The sequence below is a fragment of the Comamonas odontotermitis genome (assembly GCF_040396735.1).
In the GTDB taxonomy this organism is placed as follows: Bacteria; Pseudomonadota; Gammaproteobacteria; order Burkholderiales; family Burkholderiaceae_C; genus Comamonas; species Comamonas odontotermitis_C.
In genome coordinates, this window is record NZ_JBEBNZ010000018.1 from 40317 (window position 1) to 66763 (window position 26447).

The following is a 26447-nucleotide window of genomic DNA, read 5'->3' on the forward strand; positions in this document are numbered from 1 at the left end:
TTTCTACACTTGCGGCTCCAGCAGTTTTTCATCATTTTCTGCCAGAAAATCCTGTGCAAAGCGCTGCAGCACGCCACCGGCTTCGTAGATGCTGGCTTCTTCTGCGGTATCGAGGCGGCAGATCACCGGCACCTCCAGGTGGGAGCCATCGCGGCGGTGCACGGCCAATACCAGGCGGGCACACGGCTCGCGCGTGCCAAGCACGTCAAAGGTTTCCGTGCCATCGAGGCCCAGCGTCAGGCGCGTGGTGCCGGGTACAAACTCCAGCGGCAGCACGCCCATGCCGATCAGGTTGGTGCGGTGGATGCGCTCGAAGCCCTCCGCCGCGATGGCCTCCACGCCAGCGAGGCGCACGCCCTTGGCGGCCCAGTCGCGGCTGGAGCCCTGGCCGTAGTCGGCGCCCGCAATGATGATGAGCGGCTGCCTGCGGTCCAGATAGGTTTCTATGGCTTCCCACATGCGCATGACGCGGCCTTCCGGCTCCACGCGTGCCAGAGAGCCTTGTCTTACGCTGCCATCGGCGTTCCTCACCATTTCGTTGAACAGTTGGGGGTTGGCAAAGGTGGCGCGCTGGGCCGTGAGGTGGTCGCCGCGATGGGTGGCGTAGGAGTTGAAATCCTCTTCCGGCAGGCCCATGCGGTGCAGGTACTCGCCTGCGGCAGAGTCCATCAGGATGGCGTTGGAGGGCGAGAGATGGTCGGTGGTGATGTTGTCCGGCAGGATGGCCAGGGGCCGCATGCCGCGCAGCGAGCGTTCGCCAGCCAGAGCGCCTTCCCAGTAGGGTGGTCGGCGGATGTAAGTGCTTTGCGGGCGCCAGGGGTAGAGCGCCTCTTCCTGGGTGCTGGCGTTTTGGTGAATGGCGAACATGGGCTCGTACACGGTGCGGAACTGCTCGGGCCTGACAGCCGCTTTTGCCACCGTGTCGATCTCTTCATCGCTGGGCCAGATGTCCCTGAGCCGGATCTCGCGCCCCTGGTGCATGCCCAGCACGTCGTTTTCGATGTCAAAGCGGATGGTGCCTGCAATCGCATAGGCCACCACCAGTGGCGGCGAAGCCAGGAATGCCTGCCTGGCGTAAGGATGGATGCGCCCGTCAAAGTTGCGGTTGCCCGAGAGCACGGCCGTGGTGTAGAGATCGCGGTCGATGATCTCCTGCTGAATGGCCGGGCTGAGTGCGCCACTCATGCCGTTGCAGGTGGTGCAGGCAAAGGCGACGACGCCAAAGCCCAGCGCTTCCAGATCGCCAAGCAGCCCCGCCTGCTGCAGGTACAGCGGCACCGTTCTGGAGCCCGGAGCCAGTGATGACTTGACCCAGGGCTTGCGCGCCAGCCCCAGGTTGCGGGCATTGCGCGCCAGCAGGCCAGCGGCGATCACGTTGCGCGGGTTGCTGGTGTTGGTGCAGCTGGTGATGGCAGCAATGATGACCGCACCGTCGGGCATGCGGCCATCTTCCTCCACCCATGCACCGGCAATGCCTCGCGCGGCCAGATCGGTGGTGGGGAGCCGCGCATGGGGGTTGGACGGACCCGCCATATTGCGCACGACGGAGGACAGGTCGAAGTGCAGGGTGCGCTCGTACTCGGCATGTTCCAGCGTGTCGGCCCAGAGGCCTGCCTGCCGGGCATAGGTTTCCACCAGTTGCACCTGCGCGGGATCGCGGCCTGTCAGGCGCAGGTAGTCGATGGTCTGCTCGTCGATGGCGAACATGGCGGCCGTGGCGCCATACTCGGGCGCCATGTTGGAGATGGTGGCGCGGTCGCCAATGGTGAGGCTGCGCGCGCCATCGCCAAAGAATTCCAGGTAGGCGCCCACCACTTTCTGCTGGCGCAGAAACTGCGTCAGCGCGAGCACGATATCCGTGGCGGTGATGCCCGGCCGGCGCTTGCCTTGCAGCTGCACGCCGACGATCTCGGGCAGGCGCATCCACGAAGCGCGGCCCAGCATCACGCTCTCGGCTTCGAGCCCGCCCACGCCCACGGCGATGACGCCCAGTGCATCGACATGCGGCGTGTGGCTGTCGGTGCCCACCAGGGTGTCGGGGTAGGCCTCGCCGTTGACGGCGTGGACCACGGGGCTCATGCGTTCCAGATTGATCTGGTGCATGATGCCGTTGCCCGGTGCGATCACCTCCACATTCTGGAAGGCGCGCTTGCACCAGTCGATGAAGTGGAAGCGGTCTTCATTGCGCCGGTCTTCAATGGCGCGGTTCTTGTCGAAGGCCTGCGGGTCGGAGCCACCGCACTCCACGGAGAGCGAATGGTCCACGATGAGCTGTACGGGCACGACCGGGTTCACCGCTGCCGGATCGCCCCCCTGGCTTGCAATGGCATCGCGCAGGCCGGCCAGATCCACCAGCGCGGTCTGGCCCAGGATGTCGTGGCACACCACGCGTGCCGGAAACCATGGAAAATCACGTTCGCGTTTGCGCAACGTGATTTGGGTCAGGCATTCGGTGAGGATGGCGGGGTCGCAGCGGCGCACCAGGTTTTCGGCGTGAACGCGGCTGGTATAGGGCAGCGTGGCCCAGGCGCCGGGGCGAATCGCATCCACTGCGGCCTGGGCGTTGTAGTAATGCAGCGATGTGCCTGCCAATGGCTGGCGGTAGAGGTTGCTGCTGGGGGGCGTACGCATGGTTCGGTCTTCTCGTGGTTTTCAGTCGGCCAATGCGGGTTGGGCCGGCGCGGATGGTGTGGTGGAAAAGTTCAGGGGCATGCAGGCATCCGGCCCGCGCGCCAGTTGCAGGCGGGCGTGGGCCACGCCATAGAGCTGGCGCGTCAGCCCCGTGCTGGCGGCGGAGGGCTGTCTCTGCAATTGGGCCAGGTGGCTCGCCAGCAGGCTGCACAGCTGCTGGGCTTCGGCCACCTGGGCGGGTGTGAGCCGCGTCACGCTCATGCCTCGCCGGGGCTGCGCGGTCAGCAGGCCTTCGTGGCACAGGAGCTTCATCGCTTCACGCACCGGCGTGCGGCTCACGCCGAATTCCTGGGCCAGCGCACCATCGTTGATGTCGCTGCCGGGCAGCATCTGGTGGTTCAGGATGCGCGTGCGCAGCTTGTCGGCAATGGCAATGCACAGGGAATGGGTCTGCATGGGTGACGCCGTCATGGGGTTCCGTACTTATTGACGCTCGTCAATCGGCACAAACTGCTGGTCGTCCGGGCCGGTGTAATTGGCGCTGGGGCGGATGATCTTGTTGTCCTGTCGCTGCTCGATGATGTGGGCGGCCCAGCCGCTGGTGCGCGCAATCACGAACAGCGGCGTGAACATGGCGGTGGGCACGCCCATCATGTGGTAGCTCACGGCGCTGAACCAGTCGAGGTTGGGGAACATCTGCTTGATCTCCCACATTACCGATTCCAGGCGCTCGGCAATGTCGTACATCTTGGTGCTGCCTGCTTCATCGGACAGCTGCCTGGCCACGCCCTTGATCACCACGTTGCGTGGGTCGCTGACCGTGTAGACCGGGTGGCCGAAACCGATCACCACTTCCTTGGCTTCCACGCGCCGCCGGATATCCGCCTCTGCTTCGGCCGGGTTGTCATAGCGTTTCTGGATCTCGAAGGCCACCTCGTTGGCACCGCCATGCTTGGGGCCGCGCAGCGCGCCGATGGCGCCCGTGATGGCCGAATACACATCGCTGCCGGTACCTGCCACCACACGGGCGGTGAAAGTGGACGCATTGAATTCGTGCTCTGCATACAGGTTGAGCGATGTGTGCATGGCGCGCACCCAGCTGTCCGATGGCCTGGTGCCATGCAGCAGGTGCAGAAAATGGCCGCCGATGGATTCATCGTCGGTTTCCACATCAATGCGGCGACCTGAATTGCTGAAGTGGTACCAGTACAGCAGCATGCTGCCAAGCGATGCCATCAGCCGGTCGGCGATATCCCGGCTGCCTGCCAGGTTGTGGTCGTCCTTCTCGGGAAGCGCGCAGCCCAGGGCAGATACGCCGGTGCGCATCACATCCATGGGGTGGCTGGCGGCTGGCAACTGTTCGAGCGCGGCCTTCACGCTGCCGGGCAGGCCGCGCAGCGACTTGAGCCGGGTCTTGTAGGCCCTGAGCTCGGCGCGGGTGGGCAGCTTGCCGTGCACCAACAGGTGGGCGATTTCCTCGAATTCGCAAACCTCGGCGATATCGAGGATGTCATAGCCGCGGTAGTGCAGATCGTTGCCGGTCTTGCCGACGGTGCACAGCGCGGTATTGCCGGCCGTCACGCCCGACAGGGCCACGGATTTCTTGGGTTTGAAATTGCCAGCCGCCGGGGCTGCAGGCTGGATGCTGGGCTCTGCCACGATGCGCATACGAATCTCCTGAAGTAGGGACAGTCACGACCAGCACAGGTTCGAACGTGCTGGTGAATCTGCCATACTTCGCAATCTACGCAATTGCAGGCGGGAAGCCTAGACCTGAATTGGCGAATGGTTGCGAAAGAGAAATGAAGAATTTGCGAAGTTTGCAAATTTTTTGATGGCTCACCAGAGTGGAGACGGAAGAAATGGCCAAGACCTTCATGGGCGTGCGACTGCGCAGCCTGCGTGCCGAACGCGGCATGACCCAGGCCGCGCTGGCGCAGGCGCTGGAGCTATCGCCCAGCTACCTCAACCAGATTGAGCAGGACCAGCGCCCGCTCACCGTGCCGGTGCTGCTCAAGATTCACAAGACGCTGGGCGTGGACATTCAGCAATTCTCCGAAGATGAGGAGGCGCGCCTGCTGGCCCGGCTGCGCGATGCCATGGCCGCCATGCCCTCGCCGGAAGGTGCTGTGCCGCTGCCCGAGCTGCGTGAGGTCGCATCCCGGCTGCCGCAACTGGCGCAGGCGCTGCTGGCCATGCACCAGCGTCACCTGGCCGATACCGAACGGCTGGAGGCGCTGGCTGCGCGCCTGGGTGACGGACGTGCCGAGCTGGACGAGGGAGCGGTTGCCATCCAGATGCATGGGCCCCACCGGCAAATGCCGTTTGAGGCGGTACGCGACTTCTTCTTTGCCCATCGCAACCATTTTGATGCGCTGGACCGTGCAGCCGAAAAACTGGCACAGCAGGCCAGGGAGCAAGCCAGCTCGCAGGCCGGCAGCCAGCAGGAGTGGCTGCAGTACCGTTTGCAGGCGCGGCACCAGGTGCTGGTGCTGCGATCTCCGAACCACCAGCGCCACCGCTACCTTGATGCCGCCACGCGCACCCTTCATGTGGCCACCCAGCTGCGCCCGGCCCAGCAGGCGTTTCAGCTGGCCACGCAACTGGCGCTGCTGGAATTTGACGGCTTGATCGAACAAGTGCTGAACGCCAGCCATTGGCAGGACGATGCCACGCGGCGCCTCGCGCGCATGGGGCTGGCCAACTACGTGGCGGGGGCGTTTGTACTGCCCTATGGCGAGTTTTTGCAGGCGGCGGAAAGTCTGCAATATGACATCGATCTGCTGGCGCGCCGCTTTGGGGTGGGGTTCGAGACCGTGTGCCATCGCCTCTCGACCTTGCAGCGGGCCGATGCGCCGGGCGTGCCGTTCTTCTTCATCCGCGTAGACCGCGCAGGCAACATCAGCAAGCGCCAATCGGCCACGCATTTTCACTTCTCCAGGACGGGCGGCACCTGCCCGCTGTGGGGGGTGTACGAGGCCTTCACCCAGCCGGGCCGCATCGTGCCGCAACTGGCCAGCATGCCAGACGGCCGCATCTACCTGTGGATTGCCCGCACCATTAGCCATACCGGCGACGGCTGGGGTGCCCCGGGCAAGACGTTCTCCATCGGCCTGGGGTGCGATCTGCAGCACGCGGCGCGCCTCGTGTATTCGAAAGGTCTGGACTTGCGCAATCTGGAGGCTGCCACGCCCATCGGCATGGGCTGCAAGGTGTGCGAGCGCAGTGCCTGCCCGCAACGCGCCTTTCCTTTCGTGGGCAAGCCGCTGCGGGTCAACGAGCATGAAAGCGGATTTGTGCCCTATGGTGGAGGGGGCGCCGTGGGCAGCTCGCAAGCCCAGTGAGGCACAGTGATGAGACCAAAATTCCCTTGGCACTTCTGCCCATGTGCGGACATCGCGTGATTGATAGGCTGGCAGACGGCTATGCTGCGATACAGCCGAAAACCCTTTCAAGGATGAGTTTCCACCTGAGCGAGCGAACCATGAAGCCGAATGAGAAAAAGGACAATGACGAGCTATATCTGGATTTGTTTTTGAGCGAATCCGCGTCAGTCACGGATGCGCAGATTGCGTACTTTCGAGAACACCCCGAACAGATTGACGAAGTCTCCGCACCTCTCAACATCTACCGTTTTTTCCTGGGGGCCGGAGCGCTTCTGGGCGTCGTGCTTGTAGCAATCGCCAAGTTTCTGAAGTTTTCTCTGCTGCTGGGGTTCATGTCGGAGGGTGTGAAAGAGTTTGTTGTCGACATTCTGTACGAGAGCGGCGTTGCGCTCATCAGCGCTGTGATCACTGCATACATTCTCGGCATTCTGCTGAAGAAACACCAGGAAAATGCGGTGGCCTGGAGGGCAGAGCTTCGCCGAAAACTGGATGAGCAGCCTCCTTCCAAATGATGGAATCGCAGGTGAATGCACCGGTAGGGAGCTGGCTGCGTGCACTGATTGCAACCTCAACTTTCTCTTTCCTGGCGAATTCCGATGCATCGGAAATCAGGTACAACTCGGGGGTCGGAGGGCCCGGGATAGGAGTACCATCCGGGAAAACGATCCGTGCAGTTGGAAATGCCTAATTTGCGCCAGATTTCCGATAACAGCTATGCCGCACCGGCCATGCCCGATTGGTTGCGGGCACAAGCCTGTCTGGATTGGCATGCGGCTGGCCTGCCTGATTTCGAGCAGTGGGATCAGGCACTTGTCTCGCTCGCCTATCTGATGGCGCATTCCCATTCGCCCATGGCATTGATGCTGGGTACTGAAGGGGTGCTTTTTGCCAACGAAAGCGCTCAGCATCTTTTCACCGGGGATGAGGGCGCATGCAACGCGCGGTCGGTGCTTGAGGTGGTGCCGCAGCACGTCTTGCTGTTCTCCTCGGCACTCAGCAGGGTGATGAGAGGGGAGTCATTCAGCGTGCAGGAGCAGCCGTTGAATGTGCAAAGGCAGGGGCGGATGCACAAGCAATGGCTTCACTTTGACTTCATGCCAGTCCTTGGATCGGATGGCCGGACCGTTGCCGCTTTGTGCATTCCATTCGATGTCACCGACATGGTGCTGCGCATTCGGCAGCTCACGGATTCTGAACAGGGATTGCGGTATGCCCTGGAAGGGTCTGGTCTGGTGGGCACCTGGTTCGTGGATCTGGCGACACAAATCAGCAAAGCGGACGCCAATGTTGCAAGAATGTACGGCTTGTCGGAAGACGACTGCAAAAGGGGCATTCCGGTCAGCCGCTTCCATGACGCCATTCATCCGGAGGACCGGGAGCGGGTCGCTGCGGCCATTGTGCAGTCTGTCGAAACCTCCAGTGCGTACCGGTGCCGCTACCGCGTGGTGGATCTTGGCGGCCAGATTCGCTGGGTGGTTTCCTCGGGCAGGCCGAGCAGGTCGGACGATGAAGAGGCCGCCCAGTTCCGGGGTGTGGTGGTGGAGGTGACGGAGCAGATGGAGACGGCGTCCGCATTGGCTGCGAGCCGCTTCCATTTCGAGACCTTGACGGAGGCCTTGCCCCAGATTGTCTGGAGCTGCAATGAAACAGGCCAGCATGACTATTTCTCCAGGCGGTGGAGCGAATTTACCGGCATCAATCCGCAAGACGCCGACGAGCACACCTGGAAGACGCTGGTTTTTCCTGAGCACTGGGATCGGGTCTGGACCACCTGGCAAAACGCCTTGCACACGGGCGGCGCCTACGACATTGACTATCGCTTTCGCCATTTTTCAGGGGAATACCGCTGGTTGCGGGTGATGGCCTTGCCCATCCGCGACGAAGAAGGACGGATCGTGCGCTGGTTTGGTACCAGCACCGACATCCATGAGGCCTACAAGGCAACCGAAGAGCGGGAGCGCCTTGCGCATGAGCTGGAGCGCATTGCAGCAGAAGACCAACTCACCAGTGTTCTGACGCGGCGTGCTTTTTTTGCGCAATCCGAGCAGTTGATCAGTGCCGCGCAGGGGCATCGCAAGCACCTGAGCCTTCTGATGCTGGATATCGACCATTTCAAGGTGGTCAATGACACCTATGGGCATGTCGTTGGCGACAGGGTGCTGGCCGCCTCCGCCGAAAAGATTCAGGCCGCAGTGCGGGCGCCGGATCTGGTTGGGCGCCTCGGAGGAGAGGAGTTTGCAGTGCTTCTGCCAGGATGCTCGAAAAGCGAGGCTATCAAAGTGGCGGAGCGTATCCGTTCCTTTGTGGAAGACAACCAGATTCAAATGGAAGACGGTCGCATCATTGCAGCGACCGTCAGCGTTGGTGTGGCCACCACGCTCAAAAAAACAGACGTGATCAACCATCTGCTCTCTTCTGCAGATATGGCGCTCTACAAGGCCAAGTCGAGTGGCCGCAATCGGGTCTGCATTTTTGACGAGGCCTGCAAATCATAGATGAGGTGCGAGGTGTACAGGCATGGCTGGGGCTGCCTTTTTTCAGTCTGCAGCCCTCAAGTCTGTGCTGCGACAAGGTGGCGCGTGGATTGCGCAATGAAGGGCTCTTCGCGACGAATATATTTGTCCAGCTCGATCAATTGACCTTCGTTTCGGTTCACTGAACAATCAGGCTGCCACCATGCGCATTTGCGCAGAATCCACACTATGGCTCCTGTGGCGTGGAACACCATGCGGTGGCGTGCGGTGCAGATTGGTGATGGTCAATTCTGCCGCGTTGGCCTCGCGGGCCTTGCAATGGGGGCGCAGCTGTCATTTTCTGGGAAGAGAGGGCAGAAGCAGCGCTCCTTGAGCCGGTCAAACTTCCTCCAGTCACATCGGCGGTACAGGCCTCGGATGCCAAGTCTTCAAGAGGCCTCGTGCCTTCCTTCATCGCAATGCAGCGGATTTGCCCTGCCGTGGGTGCCTGTCTGGCCAGCTTTGTGTTCCGGTGCAGGGAAATGCGCGCAAACCCAATGGCTGGGTGGCGCCCCTATTTGAGCATCGGCACCTGTCGTCCAATACTGAAAGGGTGGGTATAAACAAAAAATGCTGCAAGCTTTGGCTTGCAGCATTTTTATGGAGAAAATCAAAGCGGTATTTGACCTTCTGTTTATCTTGGCGGAGAGGGCGGGATTCGAACCCGCGGTAGGCTATTAACCTACACACGCTTTCCAGGCGTGCGACTTAAACCGCTCATCCACCTCTCCGGGAAGCCGCTATTCTAGCACTGCTTTTGGGCACGAAATTTAAAACGTCGAAATTTCTGTCGTTTGCGACAAGACAGCTGCCCGGCTATGGCTGGTGCGACAGAAGCCGTAAAGGCAGCAGTGTATGGTAGATGCGAACCGCTGCTTCGGACTGCTTTTCAGCCATGGAGTTCGCTGGGCTGGCAGCCAGGGCTCCTGCATCGGATTTCAAACATCTTCCGGCTGGGGGTAAGGCTTGGCATGCCACATGACCGGCCATTTCCTGGCCCTGTAAGGAGCAATGAATTGGGTATACGTGAATTGATCTGCAGGCTTGTGCGCAAGTTCTGCGTGCGCTGCTGCCCACTGTCTGTGGAACTGAATGGGGACAGTATTCTGTTTGGTTGGGATTGTCCAGACACTCCCGTCATGCAGATGCGTGCCCAGCGCCCCAAATGGACGATCACAGACCGCAACGCCTGCGGGTTGCGCATGGCGGATTTCATGGTGGGTTACCAGGAACCATTCCCGGGTGCGCCATCCAACATGTTCCCCGCAGGGCCCCAGCCAGCCTTCAAAGATGCCCCGCATGCCTCGCAGATCATTGTTCTTGGGTTGGGGTTGAACGACTCCTACGGCCTGCTTTCTCCAGAGGGCTACCGTCAGCAATTGCTTGATGCGCTGGCGATCATTCGCGGAACCGGTGCAGTGCCCGTCTTTACAGGCCTCGCCCACATCCCCAGTGGCTATTACGATCCGGCGCAGGATGCCAATCTCGATGCGTTCCACCAAGTCATGCGCGATGTCGCGCAGGAGCAGGGAGTCATTCACGCGGGCTGGGACGAGGAGTACCAGGGGGAGGGCGATCTGCAACCCGATCACATCCATCGTACGCAACCTGCAACAGACCGACTGACTGCGCGGTTGATTGCAGCAATTGATAGGGCAGCTCGGCGCGTTTGAAAACGGCTCACGAATCAGGGGGAGGCTTGAAGGCGACGGGCCTATGCGCAGCCTGGGTTGTCGCTATGGAGTTCTCTCCTCAAGAGATGAGTGTAGGACTCATTCCCCTTTTCTCATTGTGTTGACATAGATCGGTTAGCATTTATTTACCTTTGCGGTAAAGTTTGACTACCTAGAATTAGGAGGTGAACCATGCAGCGATCCAAAGAGGATGACCATCCAGAAGACACGTATCTGGACCAGCTCAAGGGTGAAGGGGCGGAGCTTCTGATTCGAAGCCCACCGGAAGGCACGGTCGACCGGGCCAGGCTTTCACTCATCGATGCAAAGATTGAGCAATTGACCAGCCCCATTGTGGTGGCGGACTGGAAGAAGCCAACGGCCTAGCAACTCCGGGGTTTTGGGTGCTTCAGCATTGCGCGGTGTCGAAGGGCGCTAGGTTCCTCAACCACCGTCATCGGTCAGGCGCTTCAGGGAAGGGTGCTCTGGCAGAGCCTCCAGCAAGAAGTCCACGAAGGCGCGCACCTTGGCGGGCACATATTTCCGATCCCGGAAGCAGGCAAAGAAATCCAGCGTATCTGCCCGGAACTCCAACTGCCCCTTCTGTCTTCTGCCAGCAGGTTTGAGCGCCAGAGGCACAAGCCGACCCTCTTGTACATGGCGGCGGGCGACGAAGGCGCCCACCCAGGCAATGCCGCCACCCGCTGCGGCAAGCTCGGTCACTGTATCGATGTCGGTGCCGATGGCGGCGATCTTCAGCGGCGGATCTGTGCGCCGCCCGTCGCGAAAGAAGGGCCAGCGCATGGTGCGGCCATCGCGCTCGCGCCGATAGAGCAGGCAATCGTGCTGCAGCAGATCCTCGGCCATCTGCGGATGACCATGTTGCATCAGATATGCGGGCGAGGCGCACAGGATTCGAGGCACCTCCACCAGTGGCCGCACCGACATGCCGGGCTCCAGCACGTCGCGGTAGCAGAGGCTGATGTCTACATCCTCCTTGAGTACATCCACGTGGCGATCGGTGACCAGCAACTCCAGACTCAACAAGGGATGGCGATGTTTGAAGGCCGGCAGCAGTGGCGCAAGGATATGGCGACCAAACGCCGCCATGCAGGCCACCCGCAGGCGCCCATGCAGTTCTCCTTGAACCAGGGATGCATCGGACTGGGCCTTTTCGAGCGCGTCCAGCACCGGAGCCACGCGGGCCAGATAGCGTTCACCGGCTTCTGTGAGTGCCAGCGAGCGCGTCGTGCGTGTAATGAGGCGCGTACCCAGTTCGCGCTCCAAACGCGCGAGATTCTGGCTGGCGGCGGCAGGGGAGATTCCCAGCTGGCGCGCTGCAGAAGCTATCGAGCCGCCCTCGAGGGCTTTGACAAAGGTTTCGATGGCTCGCAGATTTGGCATGGAGATGACTATATTGCCAAATTTATTCGTAAGTCCAGCTTATGACTGCAACAAGCATTGGCCGTCTTCTGCAGAAGTACTGCACTGCTTACAGTTTCCGATAGTTCCATGGGCCATGTGTGTGCCCAGGCTGGATTGTCCGAGGAGACGGTATGCAGAATGTGGTCGAGGCGGTGACGCCAAAGGGTGACGTGGTTTTTCGCGTTCCCGACGGAAGTTATGTGGTGGCGCAGCAGATAGATGCAAAACCCTTGAGGCGCGAGCAGATTTTGGAAGGTGCTTTGGACAACATCGGTATCGAGAGTGCGCGGGACCCGGCCACGGGGGCGATCTACGAGTTTTTCATTGCCGGCTACGGCCTCTCGCGCGAGGGGGCGTTCGGTGCCCCAGAGTCCTGATGGAAGAAGCTGTGCGACCTCTTTGGCGCGATCAGGCAGATGGGGTCGGTAGCTGCGAGACAGACGGCCTGCTTATGGAGTATTCAGCCAGCCGAGATGACGGTGTCTCTTCTAAAGTCTGTGAAAACTCCATCGTCCTTCCGAGTGCGGTCTGTTCAATATGGCTGGCACCAAAGCCCATGGCGCCCATGCCCGTCAGTCCACGCACCCCGAAGACGGAAGCTCGATTGCCGGATGTGGCAAAGGGTCAATGCAGGTGCTTGCAGAGAAAATCGATGAAAACCCGCGTCTTGTGAGGCACATGCGGGTTGTTGGGATAGACAACACTAATTGCCTGCCTGGGCAAAGCGTACGGAGGCAATATCTGCGTGAGAGCGCCACTGGCCAGATCGTCCGCCACCATCCAGGCGGGCAAAACTGCCACTCCCATGGATGACAGCGCCATCGCACGGATCGCGGTGGATGAGTTGGACGCATGCGCAGCGACACCATGGATCGCCACTTTCTGCACTGCTTTGGATGCATCGGCTGAAGATTGCATCGGGCGCAATGTCCAGCTCACAGGGGTGGGAAGATTGCTGTTTGCGATCCAGGGTACGGTGTTCAGATCGAGTGGCTGGTCGATGGGGTGGATCTTCAGAAACTCTGCGGAAGCCACCAGTACGATGTCGTAGCCCGACAGTTTGCGGCTGCGGAAATTCGAGTCTGGCAGGCTTCCGAGGCGGACCACGAGGTCCAGCTTCTCGGCGAGCAGGTCGCTCAAGGAGGAGTTGACATCATAGGAGATGGTGATTTCCGGATAGGTCTTCACAAACTCCGGCAACAGCGGGAGGATATATCTCTCCCCGTACTCGCTGGTCGTGCTGATGCGCAGAGTTCCGGAAACCCGGTTGTGCCGGTGCATGGCATTTTCAAACGCACCATCGATATCCTTGAAGATCCCCCGAAACTGGTCGTGAAAGATCTGCCCCGTCTCCGTCAGGGAAATTGCGCGCGTGTTTCGTACCAGCAAGGTCACGGATAGTGCCTTTTCCAGTGCCTTCACGTGCAGGCTCGCCATGGCCTTGCTGATCCCCAGAAAATCTGCAGCCCTGGTGTAGGAGCCAAAGTCCACCACCGCCAGGAAGGTCTGCACCCTGTTGAGTTGCGTATGGACGGCTGCAGTGCGATGCATTGTTCAGTCTGATCAAACAAAGATTCAAGCATAGCTCCATCGACAGCATCCGTCGCGGTCACTACGATTCCCCCCAAAAAGGACGGAAGATGACCTATCGATACCGGATAGCGACAGTTTTTCTCATTGGATTCTTCATCGATTGCATCAACATCTTCATGCCGGCCATTGCGCTTCCAAAGATGTCGGCAGAGTTTCATATCGATGCCGCCACCAGTGCCTGGGTGGCCAACTCCTACATCCTGGGCCTGACTCTGATCACGCCGGTCAGTACCTGGCTTGCAGGTCGCCTTGGTACGCGGAGCATTCTGACGGGATCGATGCTGCTGTTCGGTCTGGCCGTGTGGGCGTGTGGCGAGGCATCGACTTTCTCTCAGATGATTGCCTGGCGTTTTGTTCAGGGGGTGGCTGGCGGTGTGCTGATTCCGGTGGGGCAGGCGTTGACATTCAATCTGTTCAAGGGCCACGAGCGCGCTCGCATTTCCACGCTGGTCATGGCCGTCGCGCTGATTGCACCGGCCGTTTCGCCAACCCTTGGGGGGCTGATCGTCGATCAGGGCTCCTGGCGCTGGGTGTTTCACTCCAACATTCCGCTGGCCTTGGTCGCAGCAGCTCTCGCCTGGGCATGGGTGCGCGAGACGCCCCGCCAACCCAGCCTGCGCCCGGACATCAAGGGGCTGCTGCTGGCAAGTGGAGGCTTGGCAAGCCTGTTGATGGGGCTGTCCCTGTATGGGGCGGGGCACGGGGTCTGGTCGGTGTCGTTGAGTTTGGCTGCAGGGCTGCTTTTTGTTGGCATGTACCTTCGTCACCATCGCCAGTCTGAAGACCCGATTCTGGATCTGAGCCTGCTTCGAAGCCAGAGGCTTCGCATGTCGATCATGGTCTACCACGCAATCCCGGGCGTCTTCACAGGCGTGAACCTGCTGGGCATCTTCTATCTGCAGGACACACTCCATCTCGGTGCCCAGGTCACGGGCCGGTTCATGCTCGTGTATGCCTGTGGCGCATTTTTCGCCATGCTGATAAGCGGCCACGTCTACAACCGGATCGGCGCAAAGAGGCTGTTCTGCCTGGGCATGGTTCTGCACAGCCTTGGTATTGCCACTCTCGCCCTCGTGAGTTCGGCGGCGGATATCCCCACCCTGGTCATTGCCTATGCATTGATGGGCATTGGCGGCGGTATTGGCTCCAACACGGCACAGACGACCGCCTTGCTGGATTTCGAGGGGCCGCAGATGCAACGGGCAAGTGTCATCTGGAACATCAACCGGCAGATGGCGTTCAGCCTGGGGGCCACGGCCTTTCTCGTACTTTTCAGCGTACTTCTCCAGCAGCTGGGTGCCATCCATGCCTATCAGTGGACCTTCGTCATTGCGTCACTGGCAGGCATCGCCCCCTTGCTGCGGATCGGATCACTCACTACAGCAAAGGGCTGTCATGCAACACACCATCATTGAGCGCGCGGAGCACAACGTCCGCCGTGTCCATACCTTGATCCACACGATCTTCACCCATGCGGGCCCCTCGGCCCAGCCAGCCATGCAAGAGCTCATGTCGTTCTTTTCGAGCGACTTCAGCATGGTCACCACGGCAGGGCGGGTCACCACGCGCGACGAAGTGGCGCAGATGTTCAGGCAGGCCGCAGGCACGCGACCTGGTCTGGAGATATCGGTCGCGGAAATACAGCCCGTATGGCAGCAGGGCGCAAGCATTGCCATGCGATACAAGGAAAGCCACCGGCGTGACGGCGTTGAAACCTCGCGCATATCGGTCGTACTCCTGACCTGCTCCGAAAACGCCATTTTGTGGCACTACCTGCATGAAACGGGCTTGGGCCACTAGCGGTCGCTCCAGGCCAATGCACGGCCGCGCTGCGATGCGGTCGTGCGAAGAACGCACATGCCTTTTCATGTGCGTTCACGCCAAGGCGGTGTCCAGCACCATCATCAGCACAAATCCTGTCATCAGTCCGGCGGTGGCGAATGCCTCGTGGCCTTTGCGGTGGGACTCTGGAATGATCTCGTGGCTGATCACGAACAGCATGGCGCCGGCGGCGAAACCCAGGCCCCAGGGCAGGAGCAGGGCCGAGTGGCCAACAACGGTGGCGCCTACAACCGCTCCCAGGGGCTCCACCAGTCCTGATGCCATGCCAAGTGCGATGGCGAGGCCTCGGCCATATCCGGCGGCGATCAAGGCTGCCGCAACCACAAATCCCTCGGGCACATCCTGTATGGCGATGCCTATGGCCAGGGCATTGGCGCGCAGACCTTCATTGCCCGCGTAGCCGACACCGATGGCCAATCCTTCCGGGATGTTGTGCAGCACGATGGCGAAGACAAAGAGCCATGTGCGGCGCAATTGCCTGGCATCGCTGCCTTCGCGGCCTTTGATGAAATGCTCATGGGGCAGCAGATGGTCCAAAGCGAGCAAAGCCAAACCGCCGAGCAGGATGGCGATGCCGACGATGGCACCTGCTGCCCAATTGCCGCCGCCGAAGAGGTGTGCGGAGCGGGCCGCATTGAGCCCTGGTATGACCAGCGAGAAGGCACAGGCCGCAAGCATCACGCCAGCGCCGAATCCAAACAGCGTGTCTTGCACCCGTCCCGATGGCCGTTGCGTCAGCAGCACAGGCAAGGTTCCCAGCGCAGTGGCCAGTGCCGCGACTGTTCCGCCGAGCAAGGCGGCCTGCGCCGATGGCTGGCTCTGAAGCGCAGCCCACATCTGCCCGCACAGCGCCAACAGGCCGACTGCACAAATGGTCAATCCGATCCAGATCCTCAGGCGTGGTACCTGAGAGCTGAGTGCGGCAGGATTTTCGGTGGGCATAGAGGCTTTGCTGTTGGGCTGTTGGTTGCTTCAGCGGCCAAGCGCTGCGGTATAGCGGCGCTCGACTTCTTGCCACGCCACGACGTTGTAGAACGCAGCGATGTAGTCAGGGCGTCTGTTCTGGTATTTCAGGTAGTAGGCATGCTCCCAGACGTCGAGCCCCAGGATGGCGGTGTTGCCCGAGCCTATGCCCTCCATGCGGGGGTTGTCCTGGTTGGCACTGCTTTCCACTGCCAGTTTGCCCTGCGGGTTCACGGTGAGCCAGGCCCAGCCGCTACCGAAGCGGGTGAGTGCGGCTTTGGTGAACTCGGTCTTGAACGCGTCAAAGCCGCCAAGATCGGTGTCGATGGCCCGGGCCAGGTCGCCGCTGGGCGTCCCGCCTCCCTGGGGGGACATGACTTCCCAGAAAAGACTGTGGTTGGCGTGACCGCCACCGTTGTTGCGCACGGGCGAGCGCAGCTTTTCTGGAAGTGTGTCGATCCGGGCAATCAAGGTCTCGATCGGCAACTCGGCATACTGCGTTCCTTCCAGCGCGGCGTTGAGATTGTTCACATAGGTCTGGTGATGGCGGGTGTAATGAATCTCCATGGTTTGCGCATCGATATGAGGCTCCAGCGCATCGTAGGCATAGCTCAAAGGGGGCAGGGAGTAGGGCATGGGCAGTCTCCAGTGGGGATGAACATGGGAAGAGAATCGCTCGCGCGTCAATGCAGCAATGACCCGGTGGGTGGTATGAACGAAGGTTGGATTTGCGACTTTGCTGCGCAGGCCGGGCTGTGCCGCCTTTGTGCAGCAAAGGTCTGGTGCAGGTGCCGGTAGGCAGCTTGCCGCAATGGATGTGGGGTTGCCTCGTCTTGCAGAAGCGCCAGGAGCCGATGGTGTGCGCAATCCACGCATTCCGCAGCTTCGCTGAGCTGTCCCATGTCGGCATAGCAATCCGCGATATTGAGGTGCGCAACGACGAAGGCTGCCAGCCGGTCATCGTCTGCCACGCCATCGAAGGATTGCAGCAGCAGCCGGTTTGCCACACGCAACGCCTTCACGTGCCAGGTCAGCGCATGTGCAGCGCAATGCGCGCGGCTGGCCTGAAGTCCCGCCTGGGTCAGGCGCTTCCACTCATCGAGCAGCGGAAGGACGGATGCGTTGGCGGTGTCGTGAGCGCGGGCATGGAAGGTCATGAAATATCCTTGATGGGGATCTGCTCCGTGGGGCGAGGTGCGCCCAGGTCGGCTGGCTGGATGCGTACGATGCGCAGCGCATCGGGTTGGTCTACCAGTACGCAGGTCTTGCCGGTGCGCTTGCAATGGTTGGCCAGCCGCCAGAAGGCACCGTGGCTGATGCAGCCGGTCTGGCAGATCACCAGATCGGCTTCGTGCAGGCTGTGCCCCAGCCACTCGAGTTCCGCACCAGCGGGCGCGCTCTCCACGGAGTGTTCTGGCTCGGCGAGGCCTGCTGCAGGTGGGTGGGCGGTGCTGTCGGAGATATTGGCCAGCGCCGAGCGCGGCCTTGGGCATTCCCATGCAAGGGCACTCTGGAGGACGACGAGTTGCGCGCGCATCCGCAGAATCTGGGCTTGCAGATGCTGGATCTCGTTGAACTGGCTCTGCATCTGCGCCGAGCAGCGCTGTTGCACCTGGGCGTAGTGACGCAGCAGCGCAACATGCTCTTGCATCACATGCTCAATGTCATCCTCGGGGTAGGGCACGGTATTCCTCTCCATCAACCCAGGCGACGCCTTGCATGACGCCGATGACCGGCAATCGGAACGCTTCGGCAACGGGATTGGCTGATGGAGGAATCTTAATAATAATGATTATCATTATCAAATATGGGGAATTTTTCAACCGTCGCCGGTCTTGCCTCCACCGGCAAAGTCCCGCGCATTGCTGACGCAGTAAGCGCCTGCCAGTGTGGTCGTATCCATCAGAGACCATGCTTGCCCAGCCGATTGGGGCATGCGCCAGCGGGTGACCAGATCGGCGCGGGGGCAGCTGACCACAAAGCCATGGGCGTGGGCGCTGATATCGCTGCCATAGCCCAGGTGCCGGGCGCCAGGCAGCGCGGCGTAGTGCTTCACCACATCCTCCGGTTTGACACTGGCGGCGGCAACGAGGACGTTGGCGTACGCGGAGCCCTGAAGGCACCGTGGCCCGCACTTTCAATGCGTATTCTTTTAGAACGACACGGTGGCCGACAGCTTGAAGGTGCGTGGCGCACCCGGCATGACAAAGCCATCGCCAAAGATGCCGATCCAGTACTTCTTGTCGGTCACGTTTTCCACGCTGGCATTGAATCGCACTGGCGTGTTCCCAAACTTGGTGGCATAGCTGGTGTTCAGGTCAAAGCGATTCCACGATGGCACCCGCAGCTTGTTGCCCGAATCAGACCATTGCGATCCGGTGTAGATCATCCGTCCGCCAACCTTGAGGCCTTGTACCGGAGTTTGCCAATCCAGGCCGATGCGGGCACGCCACTCGGGGGTGCCGTAGGTGTCGCGGCCGGTGTTGCGCTGCTCCGATTTGATATGGGTGATGCCACCCAGCAGTGCCAGCTCCTTGGTCAGGTTGCCGTAAGTGCTCCATTCCAGGCCTCTGAGGCGTTGCTCGCCGTCGCCAGTCAGCGTGGGTAAGGTTCCGCCGTTGTTGACGCTGATGAACGAAGGGCGCTTGATCTCGTAGGCGCTGATGGTGTGGGTCAGCTCACCCGTCTGCAGCTTCACACCCAGCTCGACCTGTTTGGTGACCTTGGGTGCCAGGGCCTGCCCTTCGTTGGCGTAACCCAGACCCACGACCTGACCTGGCTCCAGGCCTTCTGTGTAGTTGCCAAAGAGCGATACCTTGTCGCCCCAGGGTTGCAGTACGCCAGCAATCATGGGCGAGAAGCGGCTTTCGCTGTAGCTGGAGTAAGGCATCTTCACGGTCTGGTGGCGTCCGCCGATGGTCAGCAGCACGGTGTCTCCGGCAAAGCCCATGGTGTCGGCAACGGCCAGCGAACGGAAGTTGTTCTTTGTAGCCACGCGCGCAGATCCGTAACCTGTCCATTCCGGAGCCGGTGGGAACACGGGCGTGACCGGGTCGTACATATTGGTGGTGTAGCAGTAGTTGCAGGCGTTGTTGTTGGTGCCCTCGGTGATCCGCAACACATTGGCGGAGAGCTGCAGCCTGTGTTTGATGCTGCCGGTATCAAACTTGCCGATCACACCGGCCTCGGCGGTACGGCGTTGCGAGCGGGTGTCCACGTTGTAGATGGCGCCGCGTGTGGTGCCATCTGCACCGGTGACAAAGGCGCGGGTACCGAACATCAGACCCTGGCCCTCGGAGCTGGAGCCGCCTGCGGCCGCATAGCCTTGCCAGTTCTGGTTGAAGTCGAACTCGGCGCGGGCCAGCACGCCGCTGTTGTCATACTTGCCATGGGTGCCCCGGAACATGTTGGTGTCGCCCTTGGGCGGATCCAGCAGGCGACCTACGCCGGGAATGGCCGAAGTTCCCAGAAAGTTGAACATGCCGGGGCTGCCGTTGTCGATCTTGTTGACGCTGTTGTAGAGATCCAGCGAGAAGCGGGCATTGTCTCCAAGGTAATCCAGCGCCAGTGCGCCGACCTGGCGCTTCTGGCTTTCATCCTTGGCACCCATCTCGCCATCGCCATAGACGCCGTTGAAGCGCAGACCCAGGCGCTTTTCGTCGCCAAAGCGCTTGCCCACGTCGGCGTGCGCCTGGAAATAGGAGTGCGAGCCATAGGTGACCGTCAGGTCGGCAATGGGCTGCGCCAGCGCGCGCTTGGTCACCATGTTGACCGTACCGGCCACGCTGGACGCTGGGGGCATGCCCGAGAGCAGAACATTGGGGCCGCGCAGCACTTCGATGCGTTCGAACATCTCGACCGGCACCGAGTTGGCCGGCGCAATGCCATACAGGCCATTGGTGGCGATGTCGATGGCGCCCATGTCCAGGCCACGCAGATTGAAGTTCTGCAGCATGTGGTTCTTGTTGGTGGTGAAGACGACGGCAGACTCGTTCTCCAGCACATCCTGCAAGGTCAGCGCCGACCAGTCCTCGGCCAGCTCGCGCGTGTAGGCGTTGACATGCACGGGCGCTTCCATGATGGAGGTGGCGCCCAGGATTCCCAGACGTGCACCCGACGCCGCCTTGTTGCCCGGCGCGCGATTGGGCAGATCTTCGCGCTCGTACTTGCTGCGCACCGTCACCGTGGGCAATGCGGCTTCATTCTGCGTGGAGGCGGTTTGGGCGAGCGTATTGGTGCCGGCGGCGGTCAGGGCCAGTGCAATCGGGGTGAGTCGCAGTCGGCGTCGGATGTTGGCGTTCATGGAAGGTGCTTTCTGTCAATAAATCGATTGAGATTTGAGAATGGGTCGCAATGAATTCGTACGCCTGCGTGACAACGCTGCCATCACCGCTGTCTCCAGGCCAGCCAGCCAAAGAACAGTGCTAGCACCATGCAGGTTGCGCCCAGCAGCACGCCATCCGGGCCCGGGCTCAGCGCCACGGCGAGGGGCACCAATGCATTGCACAGTGCCGTGAACCACAGCAGGCTGCGGGCTGCACGTTCGGTTCCACGCCAGATTGCCCAGGTGATGCAGGCCGCAAAGACCGCGTAGAACACGCTCTGGTGCAGAAGATTCAGATCAGCCAGTCGGGGCGCAAACCAATGGGCGAGCACCAAGGTGGCTGGCAACGCAGCGGCGCAACCCAGGCAGACGCCCTGTGTGAGGGCAGAGACAATGCGCACGTGACGCGGACGCTCCATGACGCCTCCGTCTTGCGGTCGCCGTGCACGCTTGGTGCGCGTCTCGATCCACAGGAGGTTGCCGGTGTAGAAAAGCAGTGCACCCGACAGGCCCAGCAGCAGGTACAGCACACGCACCGTGTCGCCGCCATAGCTGCCAAAGTGCAGCGAAAACAGGCTGCTGAGCAGCGCGGTGGAGACGGCGCCGCTGGCTCCGGGCAGGTAGTTGCGGTCATAGATTTCGCCGTTGCCCAGATTCACGAAAGCGAGGCCATAGCGCGAGGCGCGCTGAAAGTTGCGCTCGTCACTGCCGCCAACCACTGCCACCGTCCCTGTCGGCTGCATGACATAGTCCAGCGCAAGAGGCCGGAAATCCGGAACCTGTTGCTGCACGCGGTGCTTGATCTCGCTGGGCGGCAGCCAGTCGGTACGAACCACCTTGGGCGGCGCAACACTGTCGCGCGCCACGGTGGGGCGCAGGCCGTCCTGGTAAATGAACTTGTCCTGTGCCAGATACACCATGTCGTGCAGGCCGAACACAGCCGCGCTCAGTGCGATCACCAGATGGAATGGCAGGCTGGCGACACCCAGCAGGTTGTGAACGTCCAGCCACATGCGTTTGAGGTTGGCGCCCAGGCGCAGGTAGAACAGATCCTTGACCAGTGAGGGCAGCAGCACCACGACGCCTGACACCAACGCCAAGGCATAGGCAAGGGAGACGAGACCGATCAGCGGCTCGGCAACCTCCAGGGGAATGGGCAGGCCGCCCTTGCGGTGCAGGTAGTCCACGAAATTACCGCTGGTGTCGTCATCCCGCGGCATGCTGTCCATACGCAGGAGTTGACCATCTGTGCCGAGCTGCCACCAGACCGGGTCTTCACCGCGCACCATGTGCGCCAGCGCGGGCTGGGCATTGTCGGCGCCAGGCCAGCGCAAACGCACGCGCCCCTTGATGCCGGGGTTGGCATCCAGAAAGGCCTTGGCCAGTGCGTCGCCGTCGTCGCTGATGGCGCTGGAGGCTGGTGCGGGAGGCTGCGTCCAGCGCGTGATTTCGGCTTCCAGCATCGAGAAAGCGCCTGCATAGAAGGCCACATACAGCACCAATCCGCAGAGAATGCCGACCCAGGTGTGAACAGCCAGATAGTCCTTGACAGTCTGTGCCTTCATTGCAGCACCTTCCAGGCTGCAAAGGCTGCAGCGTTGGCCAGCAGGAACGCCATCGTGCATTGCCTGCGGCTCTGGGCCAGAAATGCCAGGCATGGTGCAAGGGCCCACAGCAACACCGCCAACCACATGGCAATCTGGTCGCGTACGGGGACGAAAGCGGGCAGCAAGCCGCCATACATCAGCAACCAACTGAGCCACAGTGCCAGTGGAAATCCCAGCAGAAAGCCTGTGAGCCCCTTGAACAGCAGATGGCGTGGGAATGATGCAGCTTGGCCGGTGCGACTCATCGGGCGCCTTTCTTCGCCTGGCGACGTGTCGCTTGCCAGTAGCTCAGGCAGGGCAGGATCAGGATCATCACGGACAGCGCCAGCGCAATGGAGACGGCCAGCCCCAGCCCGGACGCATGCACCAGCCATACCGCCAGCATTGCCGCCAGGGAGCCCAGCAGGGTGCCTGGCCAGCCGCGCAGTGGACCGTCAACGCGATAAGTGGCACAAAGAAAAAGCCAGCTGCATACAGCAGCCAGCGCAATACCAATCCACATGAATAGAATTAATAATGAGAATAATTATCAATTATATTATCGATTATGAAATGAGGACTTTGGCCGGTCACGCGCTGTTGCTTGAACCCATCTTTTGCAGAAGCCCGCTGCAGATTTCTGGCTGCTTCGGAAGACCGACACCGTTGCGCTCTGGTTGCATTCCGCATGGTGGGCTTTGTTGCATAAATCGGCCTGAGGCCGAGCTACCCAAATCCCAGACGCAGTTGTGATGCAACAACGCCGGATCGGACACCTTTCCTAGAACATCATGCGGATCTGTGGCCCGAGGCGATCATCCCCTGGCGCACCACAGTGCAGTCGGGTTTCTGGCCGAACCAGTAGGCCAGTTCAGCCCCGTGGCGCACGGGCCAGAGTACGAAGTTGGCGGGCCGTCCCGATGTGATCAGGCCTTGCTCGTCCTGCAGGCCCAGCGCGCGCGCCGCATGGCGGGTGATGCCGGCCAGTGCCTCGGGCACGGTGAGTCCGAACAGTGTGCAGGCCATGTTGGCCATCAGCAGCAGGCTCAGGGCGGGGGAGGTGCCCGGATTGTGGTCCGTGGAGACGGCCATTGGCACCCCAGCGGCCCGCAGGCCTGCGATGGGCGGCACCTGGGTGTCGCGTAGCGTGTAGAAGGCGCCGGGCAACAGCACGGCAACGGTGCCCGCCTGACGCATGGCGGCAATACCCTTGTCGGACAGGTGTTCAATATGATCGCAGGACAGAGCGCCATAGCGCGCGGCGAGGGCTGCGCCTTCCATGTTCGACAACTGCTCGGCGTGTAGTTTCACGGGCAGGCCCAGTGCTTGCGCCGCCTTGAAAACCTGCTCGGTCTCGGCCAGCGAGAAGGCGATGCGCTCGCAGAATACGTCCACGGCATCGATCAGGCCTTCGGCGGCCAGCGCGGGCATGATGTCACGGCAGACCAGATCGATATAGTCCTGGCTGCGGCCACCGTATTCGGGCGGCAGCGCATGGGCACCGAGGAAGGTGGTGCGCACGGTCACGCCGCGCAGCTCGGCGAGGCGCCTGGCCACACGCAACTGCTTGCGCTCGTGCTCCAGTGACAGGCCGTATCCCGACTTGATCTCGATGGCTGTCACGCCCTCGGCCAGCAACTGGTCCAGGCGCGGCAAGGCCTGGGCGATCAGCTCTTCCTCGCTGGCCTCACGCGTGGCCTTGACGCTGGAGACGATGCCGCCGCCGGCACGCGCCACCTCTTCGTAGGTGGCTCCGGCCAGGCGCATGGCAAACTCGTTGGAGCGTTCTCCGCCGTAGACCAAATGGGTATGGCAATCCACCAGACCTGGCGTGGCAAGACGAGCTCCGCCTTCATGTGCGGGCATGCGCTGATAGGAGGCCGGCACCTGATCTTGCGGACCTACCCATACGATGCGGCCTTGTTCAACCACTATGCAGGCTGGCTGCTCCTCGGCCACTGGCACATCGGCGGCGGACAGTCCGGGTGCCAGTCGCACGTCCAGCCAGCGTCCGTCAGCAGAAAAGGGGGGCGTTGCGGTTATGGTCATGGCATGGGATCCTTTGAAAATTCTGGTTGAATAGTGATCGATGGGCCAGCGTCATCGTCCGGCCTGCCTCAGGTTGACAAGTACCAGGCGGCTGTCTGCATCGCGCGGCAGCAAAGGGGCGGGGCTTCGGATCTGGTCATCGCCCATGTCCCACCACAGAAGGCCCTGGCCGGTGCACAGCAGGGCATCGTCCTGAAGAAAGCTGCCCTGCAGCACCATGCACAGACCTGCGGCGCTGTGCCCGGGTAGAGCCTCAGTGCCTTGGATCAGTACTTCGGCGGACCACTGGCCGCGCCGTGTCATGACGTTGAAATCGGTGCATATGCCGCCCAGCATGCTGCATTCCAATGCCGCATCACCAGAAAAAGCAAACGGCTGCCATCGTTGCTGCAATGTGTGATCGATGCCTGCTGCTGCACCGACCAGTTGCAACCCATTGCCATCCAACAGCATGATCTGACGGTCTATGCCGGGAAATGCCGAGAATGGGCCAGCCTTGGCAACTGTGGCAATGCTCACTCGCCAGCCGAAACTGTCCATGTCTGCGCCTGGTGGCCAGCACGCAATCTCACGCGTGCTGCCGCCTCCGTTCTTCCACGGACGGGCTGCGATTTCGTTCAGATCGAAGCGATGCATGGGTATGAGGCTCCTCGGTTATGCCTGCAGCATGCGGCTGGCCAGCCTGGCCGCTGCTCGCGCCCCATGGCTGTCCTGGTCGAAGCACGGATTGCGCTCCGCCAGGTCAGCCACGCGCAGCTTGCCGATGAGGCACACCCTGTCGACGATAGCCTCGACCGCGCCCATGGGTACACGATAGGCCACGGGCACCGAGACAGTGGGCATGACGGCGGCGGTCCAACGCTCTGTGGCCTGGTTCATGGGCGTGTTCACCATCTCAGTGGCTGGGCAATAGATCCGCAGTGATCAGACGGCCCAGGTGGCCGCTGGCGAGCAGGGTGCTGGCCGCTTCGATGTCGGGCGCGAAAAAGCGGTCTTCCTGGTAGAAGGGAACGCTTGCGCGCAGCAGGCTTCGGGCTTCCTCAAGCTTGGGCGAGGTCTTCAGTCCGGTGCGGAAATCCAGACCCTGGCAAGCGCCCAACCATTCGATGGCCAGGATGCCACGCACGTTGTCGGCCATGGCCCACAGGCGCTTGCCTGCGTTGGGTGCCATGGAGACATGGTCTTCCTGGTTGGCCGAGGTGGGCAGGCTGGTCACACTGGCGGGATGGGCCAGCGAGATGTTGTCGCAGGCCAGGGCCGCAGCAGTGACCTGGGCGATCATGAAGCCAGAGTTCACGCCCCCATTGTTTACCAGGAACGGTGGCAGCTGCGACATGTGCTTGTCCATCATCAGCGAGATGCGACGCTCAGACAGTGAGCCGATCTCGGCCAGCGCCAGTGCCAGGTTGTCGGCTGCCATGGCCACTGGTTCGGCATGAAAGTTGCCGCCCGAGACGACGTCGCCCTGCTCGGCGAACACCAGCGGGTTGTCGGACACGGCATTGGCCTCGACGGCCAGCACCTCGGCCGCCTGGCGCAGTTGCGTCAGGCAGGCGCCCATGACCTGCGGCTGGCAGCGCAGCGAGTAAGGATCCTGCACCTTGTCGCAGTCCAGGTGCGACTCGCCCACTTCGCTGTGCGGTGTCAGCAGATCGCGAAAGGCGGCGGCCACGTCAATCTGGCCCTTCTGGCCACGTGCGGCGTGGATGCGGGCATCAAAGGGCAGGCGCGAGCCGAGCAGTGCTTCCACGCTGAGGCTGCCGCACACCAGCCCGGCGGCCAGCAGGTCTTCGGCCTCGAACAGACCGCGCAGCGCATAGGCGGTGGACACCTGAGTGCCATTGAGCAATGCCAGGCCTTCCTTGGCGACCAGCGTCAGCGGCTGCAGGCCGGCGATGGCCAGGGCTTCCTTTGCGGGCAGCCATTCGCCGCGGTAGCGAGCCTTGCTTTCGCCCAGCAGCACCAGCGACATGTGGGCCAGCGGCGCCAGATCACCCGAGGCGCCCACCGATCCCTTGAGCGGGATATGGGGATAGACCTCGGCGTTGACCAGAGCCATCAGGCTGTCGATGACGACGCGGCGGATGCCGGAGATGCCGCGCGCCAGGCTGTTGATCTTGAGCACCATGATGAGCCGCACCATGGCATCGTCCAGGGCCTCGCCCACACCGGCGGCGTGGGACAGCACCAGCGAGCGCTGCAGCTTGGCCAGGTCTTCGGGCGCGATCTTGGTGGAGGCCAGCAGGCCGAAACCGGTGTTGATGCCATAGGCAGTGCGGCCTTCGGCGATGATTTTCTCGACGCAGGCCACGGCTGCGGCAATGGCCTCGCCCGCACTGGTGTCCAGTTGCAGCCTTACAGGTTGTTCATAGGTCAGGCGCAGGTCGGCGAGGCTCAATTGGCCGGGTTGGATGTGCAGGTGTGTCATGTGCTTTCCTTGGGCGCTTCATCGGAGCGCCCGG

26 protein-coding genes and 1 tRNA gene are annotated in these 26447 nt (G+C 61.5%); 8 read left to right on the forward strand and 19 right to left on the reverse strand.

The window, feature by feature from the left end; genetic code table 11:
- Window positions 1-3: 3 nt before the first annotated feature.
- The 3 genes from acnD to prpC are packed head-to-tail and all read right to left on the reverse strand — an operon-like array spanning window position 4 to window position 4299.
- Window positions 4-2631: a Fe/S-dependent 2-methylisocitrate dehydratase AcnD gene (acnD, locus tag ACH2DG_RS15290; protein WP_395027194.1), complete on the reverse strand. Its 2628-nt coding sequence runs from the start codon at window positions 2629-2631 to the stop codon at window positions 4-6.
- A gap of 21 nt (window positions 2632-2652) precedes the next feature.
- Window positions 2653-3087, reverse strand: a complete 435-nt coding sequence (locus tag ACH2DG_RS15295; protein ID WP_395027195.1) for a GntR family transcriptional regulator — start codon at window positions 3085-3087, stop codon at window positions 2653-2655.
- Window positions 3088-3114: 27 nt separating this feature from the next.
- Window positions 3115-4299 (reverse strand): 2-methylcitrate synthase, encoded by a 1185-nt coding sequence (gene prpC, locus ACH2DG_RS15300; protein ID WP_395027196.1) that lies wholly within the window; start codon window positions 4297-4299, stop codon window positions 3115-3117.
- A gap of 194 nt (window positions 4300-4493) precedes the next feature.
- Between prpC and ACH2DG_RS15305 the strand changes: the two genes are divergently transcribed.
- The 3 genes from ACH2DG_RS15305 to ACH2DG_RS15315 all read left to right on the forward strand — a co-directional run bounded on the left by ACH2DG_RS15305 (window position 4494) and on the right by ACH2DG_RS15315 (window position 8512).
- Complete coding sequence (locus tag ACH2DG_RS15305; protein WP_395027259.1) at window positions 4494-5975, forward strand: short-chain fatty acyl-CoA regulator family protein; 1482 nt, start codon at window positions 4494-4496, stop codon at window positions 5973-5975.
- Window positions 5976-6001: 26 nt separating this feature from the next.
- Window positions 6002-6529: a hypothetical protein gene (locus ACH2DG_RS15310; RefSeq protein ID WP_395027198.1), complete on the forward strand. Its 528-nt coding sequence runs from the start codon at window positions 6002-6004 to the stop codon at window positions 6527-6529.
- A gap of 156 nt (window positions 6530-6685) precedes the next feature.
- On the forward strand, window positions 6686-8512 hold the full coding sequence (locus tag ACH2DG_RS15315) for a diguanylate cyclase (protein WP_395027199.1): 1827 nt from the start codon (window positions 6686-6688) through the stop codon (window positions 8510-8512).
- Window positions 8513-9170: 658 nt separating this feature from the next.
- Here ACH2DG_RS15315 and ACH2DG_RS15320 read toward each other — a convergent pair.
- Window positions 9171-9261, reverse strand: a tRNA-Ser gene (locus ACH2DG_RS15320).
- A gap of 240 nt (window positions 9262-9501) precedes the next feature.
- Here ACH2DG_RS15320 and ACH2DG_RS15325 point away from each other — a divergent pair.
- Window positions 9502-10203: a GDSL-type esterase/lipase family protein gene (locus ACH2DG_RS15325; protein WP_395027200.1), complete on the forward strand. Its 702-nt coding sequence runs from the start codon at window positions 9502-9504 to the stop codon at window positions 10201-10203.
- A 192-nt stretch (window positions 10204-10395) separates the two neighbouring features.
- Window positions 10396-10590 carry a hypothetical protein gene (locus ACH2DG_RS15330; protein WP_395027202.1) on the forward strand — a complete coding sequence of 65 codons (195 nt, stop codon included), beginning with the start codon at window positions 10396-10398 and terminating at the stop codon, window positions 10588-10590.
- A 57-nt stretch (window positions 10591-10647) separates the two neighbouring features.
- On the opposite strand, the gene ACH2DG_RS15335 is transcribed toward ACH2DG_RS15330, so the two are convergent.
- The gene (locus tag ACH2DG_RS15335; RefSeq protein ID WP_395027204.1) at window positions 10648-11607 is read right to left on the reverse strand and encodes a LysR family transcriptional regulator; all 960 of its coding nucleotides are present in this window, start codon (window positions 11605-11607) and stop codon (window positions 10648-10650) included.
- 152 nt (window positions 11608-11759) lie between these two features.
- On the opposite strand from ACH2DG_RS15335, the gene ACH2DG_RS15340 reads away from it, so the two are divergent.
- Complete coding sequence (locus tag ACH2DG_RS15340) at window positions 11760-12005, forward strand: hypothetical protein (protein ID WP_395027206.1); 246 nt, start codon at window positions 11760-11762, stop codon at window positions 12003-12005.
- Between the two features lie 247 nt (window positions 12006-12252).
- Here the strand turns inward: ACH2DG_RS15340 and ACH2DG_RS15345 are convergent, their stop codons facing one another.
- A complete protein-coding gene (locus ACH2DG_RS15345) occupies window positions 12253-13179 on the reverse strand; it encodes a LysR family transcriptional regulator (RefSeq protein ID WP_395027207.1) in 927 nt (308 codons plus the stop codon).
- 89 nt (window positions 13180-13268) lie between these two features.
- Between ACH2DG_RS15345 and ACH2DG_RS15350 the strand changes: the two genes are divergently transcribed.
- Both ACH2DG_RS15350 and ACH2DG_RS15355 read left to right on the forward strand, forming a co-directional pair.
- Window positions 13269-14636: an MFS transporter gene (locus tag ACH2DG_RS15350; RefSeq protein ID WP_395027208.1), complete on the forward strand. Its 1368-nt coding sequence runs from the start codon at window positions 13269-13271 to the stop codon at window positions 14634-14636.
- Window positions 14617-15021 (forward strand): DUF4440 domain-containing protein, encoded by a 405-nt coding sequence (locus ACH2DG_RS15355; protein WP_395027210.1) that lies wholly within the window; start codon window positions 14617-14619, stop codon window positions 15019-15021. The genes ACH2DG_RS15350 and ACH2DG_RS15355 overlap by 20 nt, the downstream gene beginning before the upstream one ends.
- Window positions 15022-15096: 75 nt before the next feature.
- On the opposite strand, the gene ACH2DG_RS15360 is transcribed toward ACH2DG_RS15355, so the two are convergent.
- The 13 genes from ACH2DG_RS15360 to hutH form a co-directional block, all read right to left on the reverse strand.
- The gene (locus ACH2DG_RS15360; protein ID WP_395027211.1) at window positions 15097-16005 is read right to left on the reverse strand and encodes a ZIP family metal transporter; all 909 of its coding nucleotides are present in this window, start codon (window positions 16003-16005) and stop codon (window positions 15097-15099) included.
- 30 nt (window positions 16006-16035) lie between these two features.
- Window positions 16036-16662: a superoxide dismutase gene (locus tag ACH2DG_RS15365; protein ID WP_395027212.1), complete on the reverse strand. Its 627-nt coding sequence runs from the start codon at window positions 16660-16662 to the stop codon at window positions 16036-16038.
- A 47-nt stretch (window positions 16663-16709) separates the two neighbouring features.
- Window positions 16710-17183 (reverse strand): hypothetical protein, encoded by a 474-nt coding sequence (locus ACH2DG_RS15370; RefSeq protein ID WP_395027213.1) that lies wholly within the window; start codon window positions 17181-17183, stop codon window positions 16710-16712.
- Window positions 17180-17710 carry a hypothetical protein gene (locus ACH2DG_RS15375; protein WP_395027214.1) on the reverse strand — a complete coding sequence of 177 codons (531 nt, stop codon included), beginning with the start codon at window positions 17708-17710 and terminating at the stop codon, window positions 17180-17182. Before ACH2DG_RS15375 ends, ACH2DG_RS15370 begins: the two co-directional genes overlap by 4 nt.
- Window positions 17711-17845: 135 nt before the next feature.
- Complete coding sequence (locus tag ACH2DG_RS15380; protein WP_395027215.1) at window positions 17846-18082, reverse strand: hypothetical protein; 237 nt, start codon at window positions 18080-18082, stop codon at window positions 17846-17848.
- Between the two features lie 96 nt (window positions 18083-18178).
- Window positions 18179-20329 carry a TonB-dependent receptor gene (locus ACH2DG_RS15385; protein WP_395027217.1) on the reverse strand — a complete coding sequence of 717 codons (2151 nt, stop codon included), beginning with the start codon at window positions 20327-20329 and terminating at the stop codon, window positions 18179-18181.
- 83 nt (window positions 20330-20412) lie between these two features.
- Complete coding sequence (locus tag ACH2DG_RS15390) at window positions 20413-21915, reverse strand: PepSY-associated TM helix domain-containing protein (RefSeq protein WP_395027219.1); 1503 nt, start codon at window positions 21913-21915, stop codon at window positions 20413-20415.
- Window positions 21912-22202: a hypothetical protein gene (locus ACH2DG_RS15395; protein WP_395027221.1), complete on the reverse strand. Its 291-nt coding sequence runs from the start codon at window positions 22200-22202 to the stop codon at window positions 21912-21914. The genes ACH2DG_RS15390 and ACH2DG_RS15395 overlap by 4 nt, the downstream gene beginning before the upstream one ends.
- Entirely contained in the window at window positions 22199-22459 is a 261-nt protein-coding gene (locus tag ACH2DG_RS15400) for a hypothetical protein (RefSeq protein WP_395027222.1), read from the reverse strand. The genes ACH2DG_RS15395 and ACH2DG_RS15400 overlap by 4 nt, the downstream gene beginning before the upstream one ends.
- A 266-nt stretch (window positions 22460-22725) precedes the next feature.
- Window positions 22726-23985 (reverse strand): imidazolonepropionase, encoded by a 1260-nt coding sequence (hutI, locus tag ACH2DG_RS15405; protein ID WP_395027223.1) that lies wholly within the window; start codon window positions 23983-23985, stop codon window positions 22726-22728.
- 51 nt (window positions 23986-24036) lie between these two features.
- Complete coding sequence (locus ACH2DG_RS15410; protein WP_395027225.1) at window positions 24037-24621, reverse strand: HutD family protein; 585 nt, start codon at window positions 24619-24621, stop codon at window positions 24037-24039.
- A gap of 18 nt (window positions 24622-24639) precedes the next feature.
- Window positions 24640-24864: an arginase family protein gene (locus ACH2DG_RS15415; protein WP_395027227.1), complete on the reverse strand. Its 225-nt coding sequence runs from the start codon at window positions 24862-24864 to the stop codon at window positions 24640-24642.
- Between the two features lie 16 nt (window positions 24865-24880).
- Complete coding sequence (gene hutH / locus ACH2DG_RS15420) at window positions 24881-26413, reverse strand: histidine ammonia-lyase (protein WP_395027228.1); 1533 nt, start codon at window positions 26411-26413, stop codon at window positions 24881-24883.
- Between the last annotated feature and the right edge of the window lie 34 nt (window positions 26414-26447).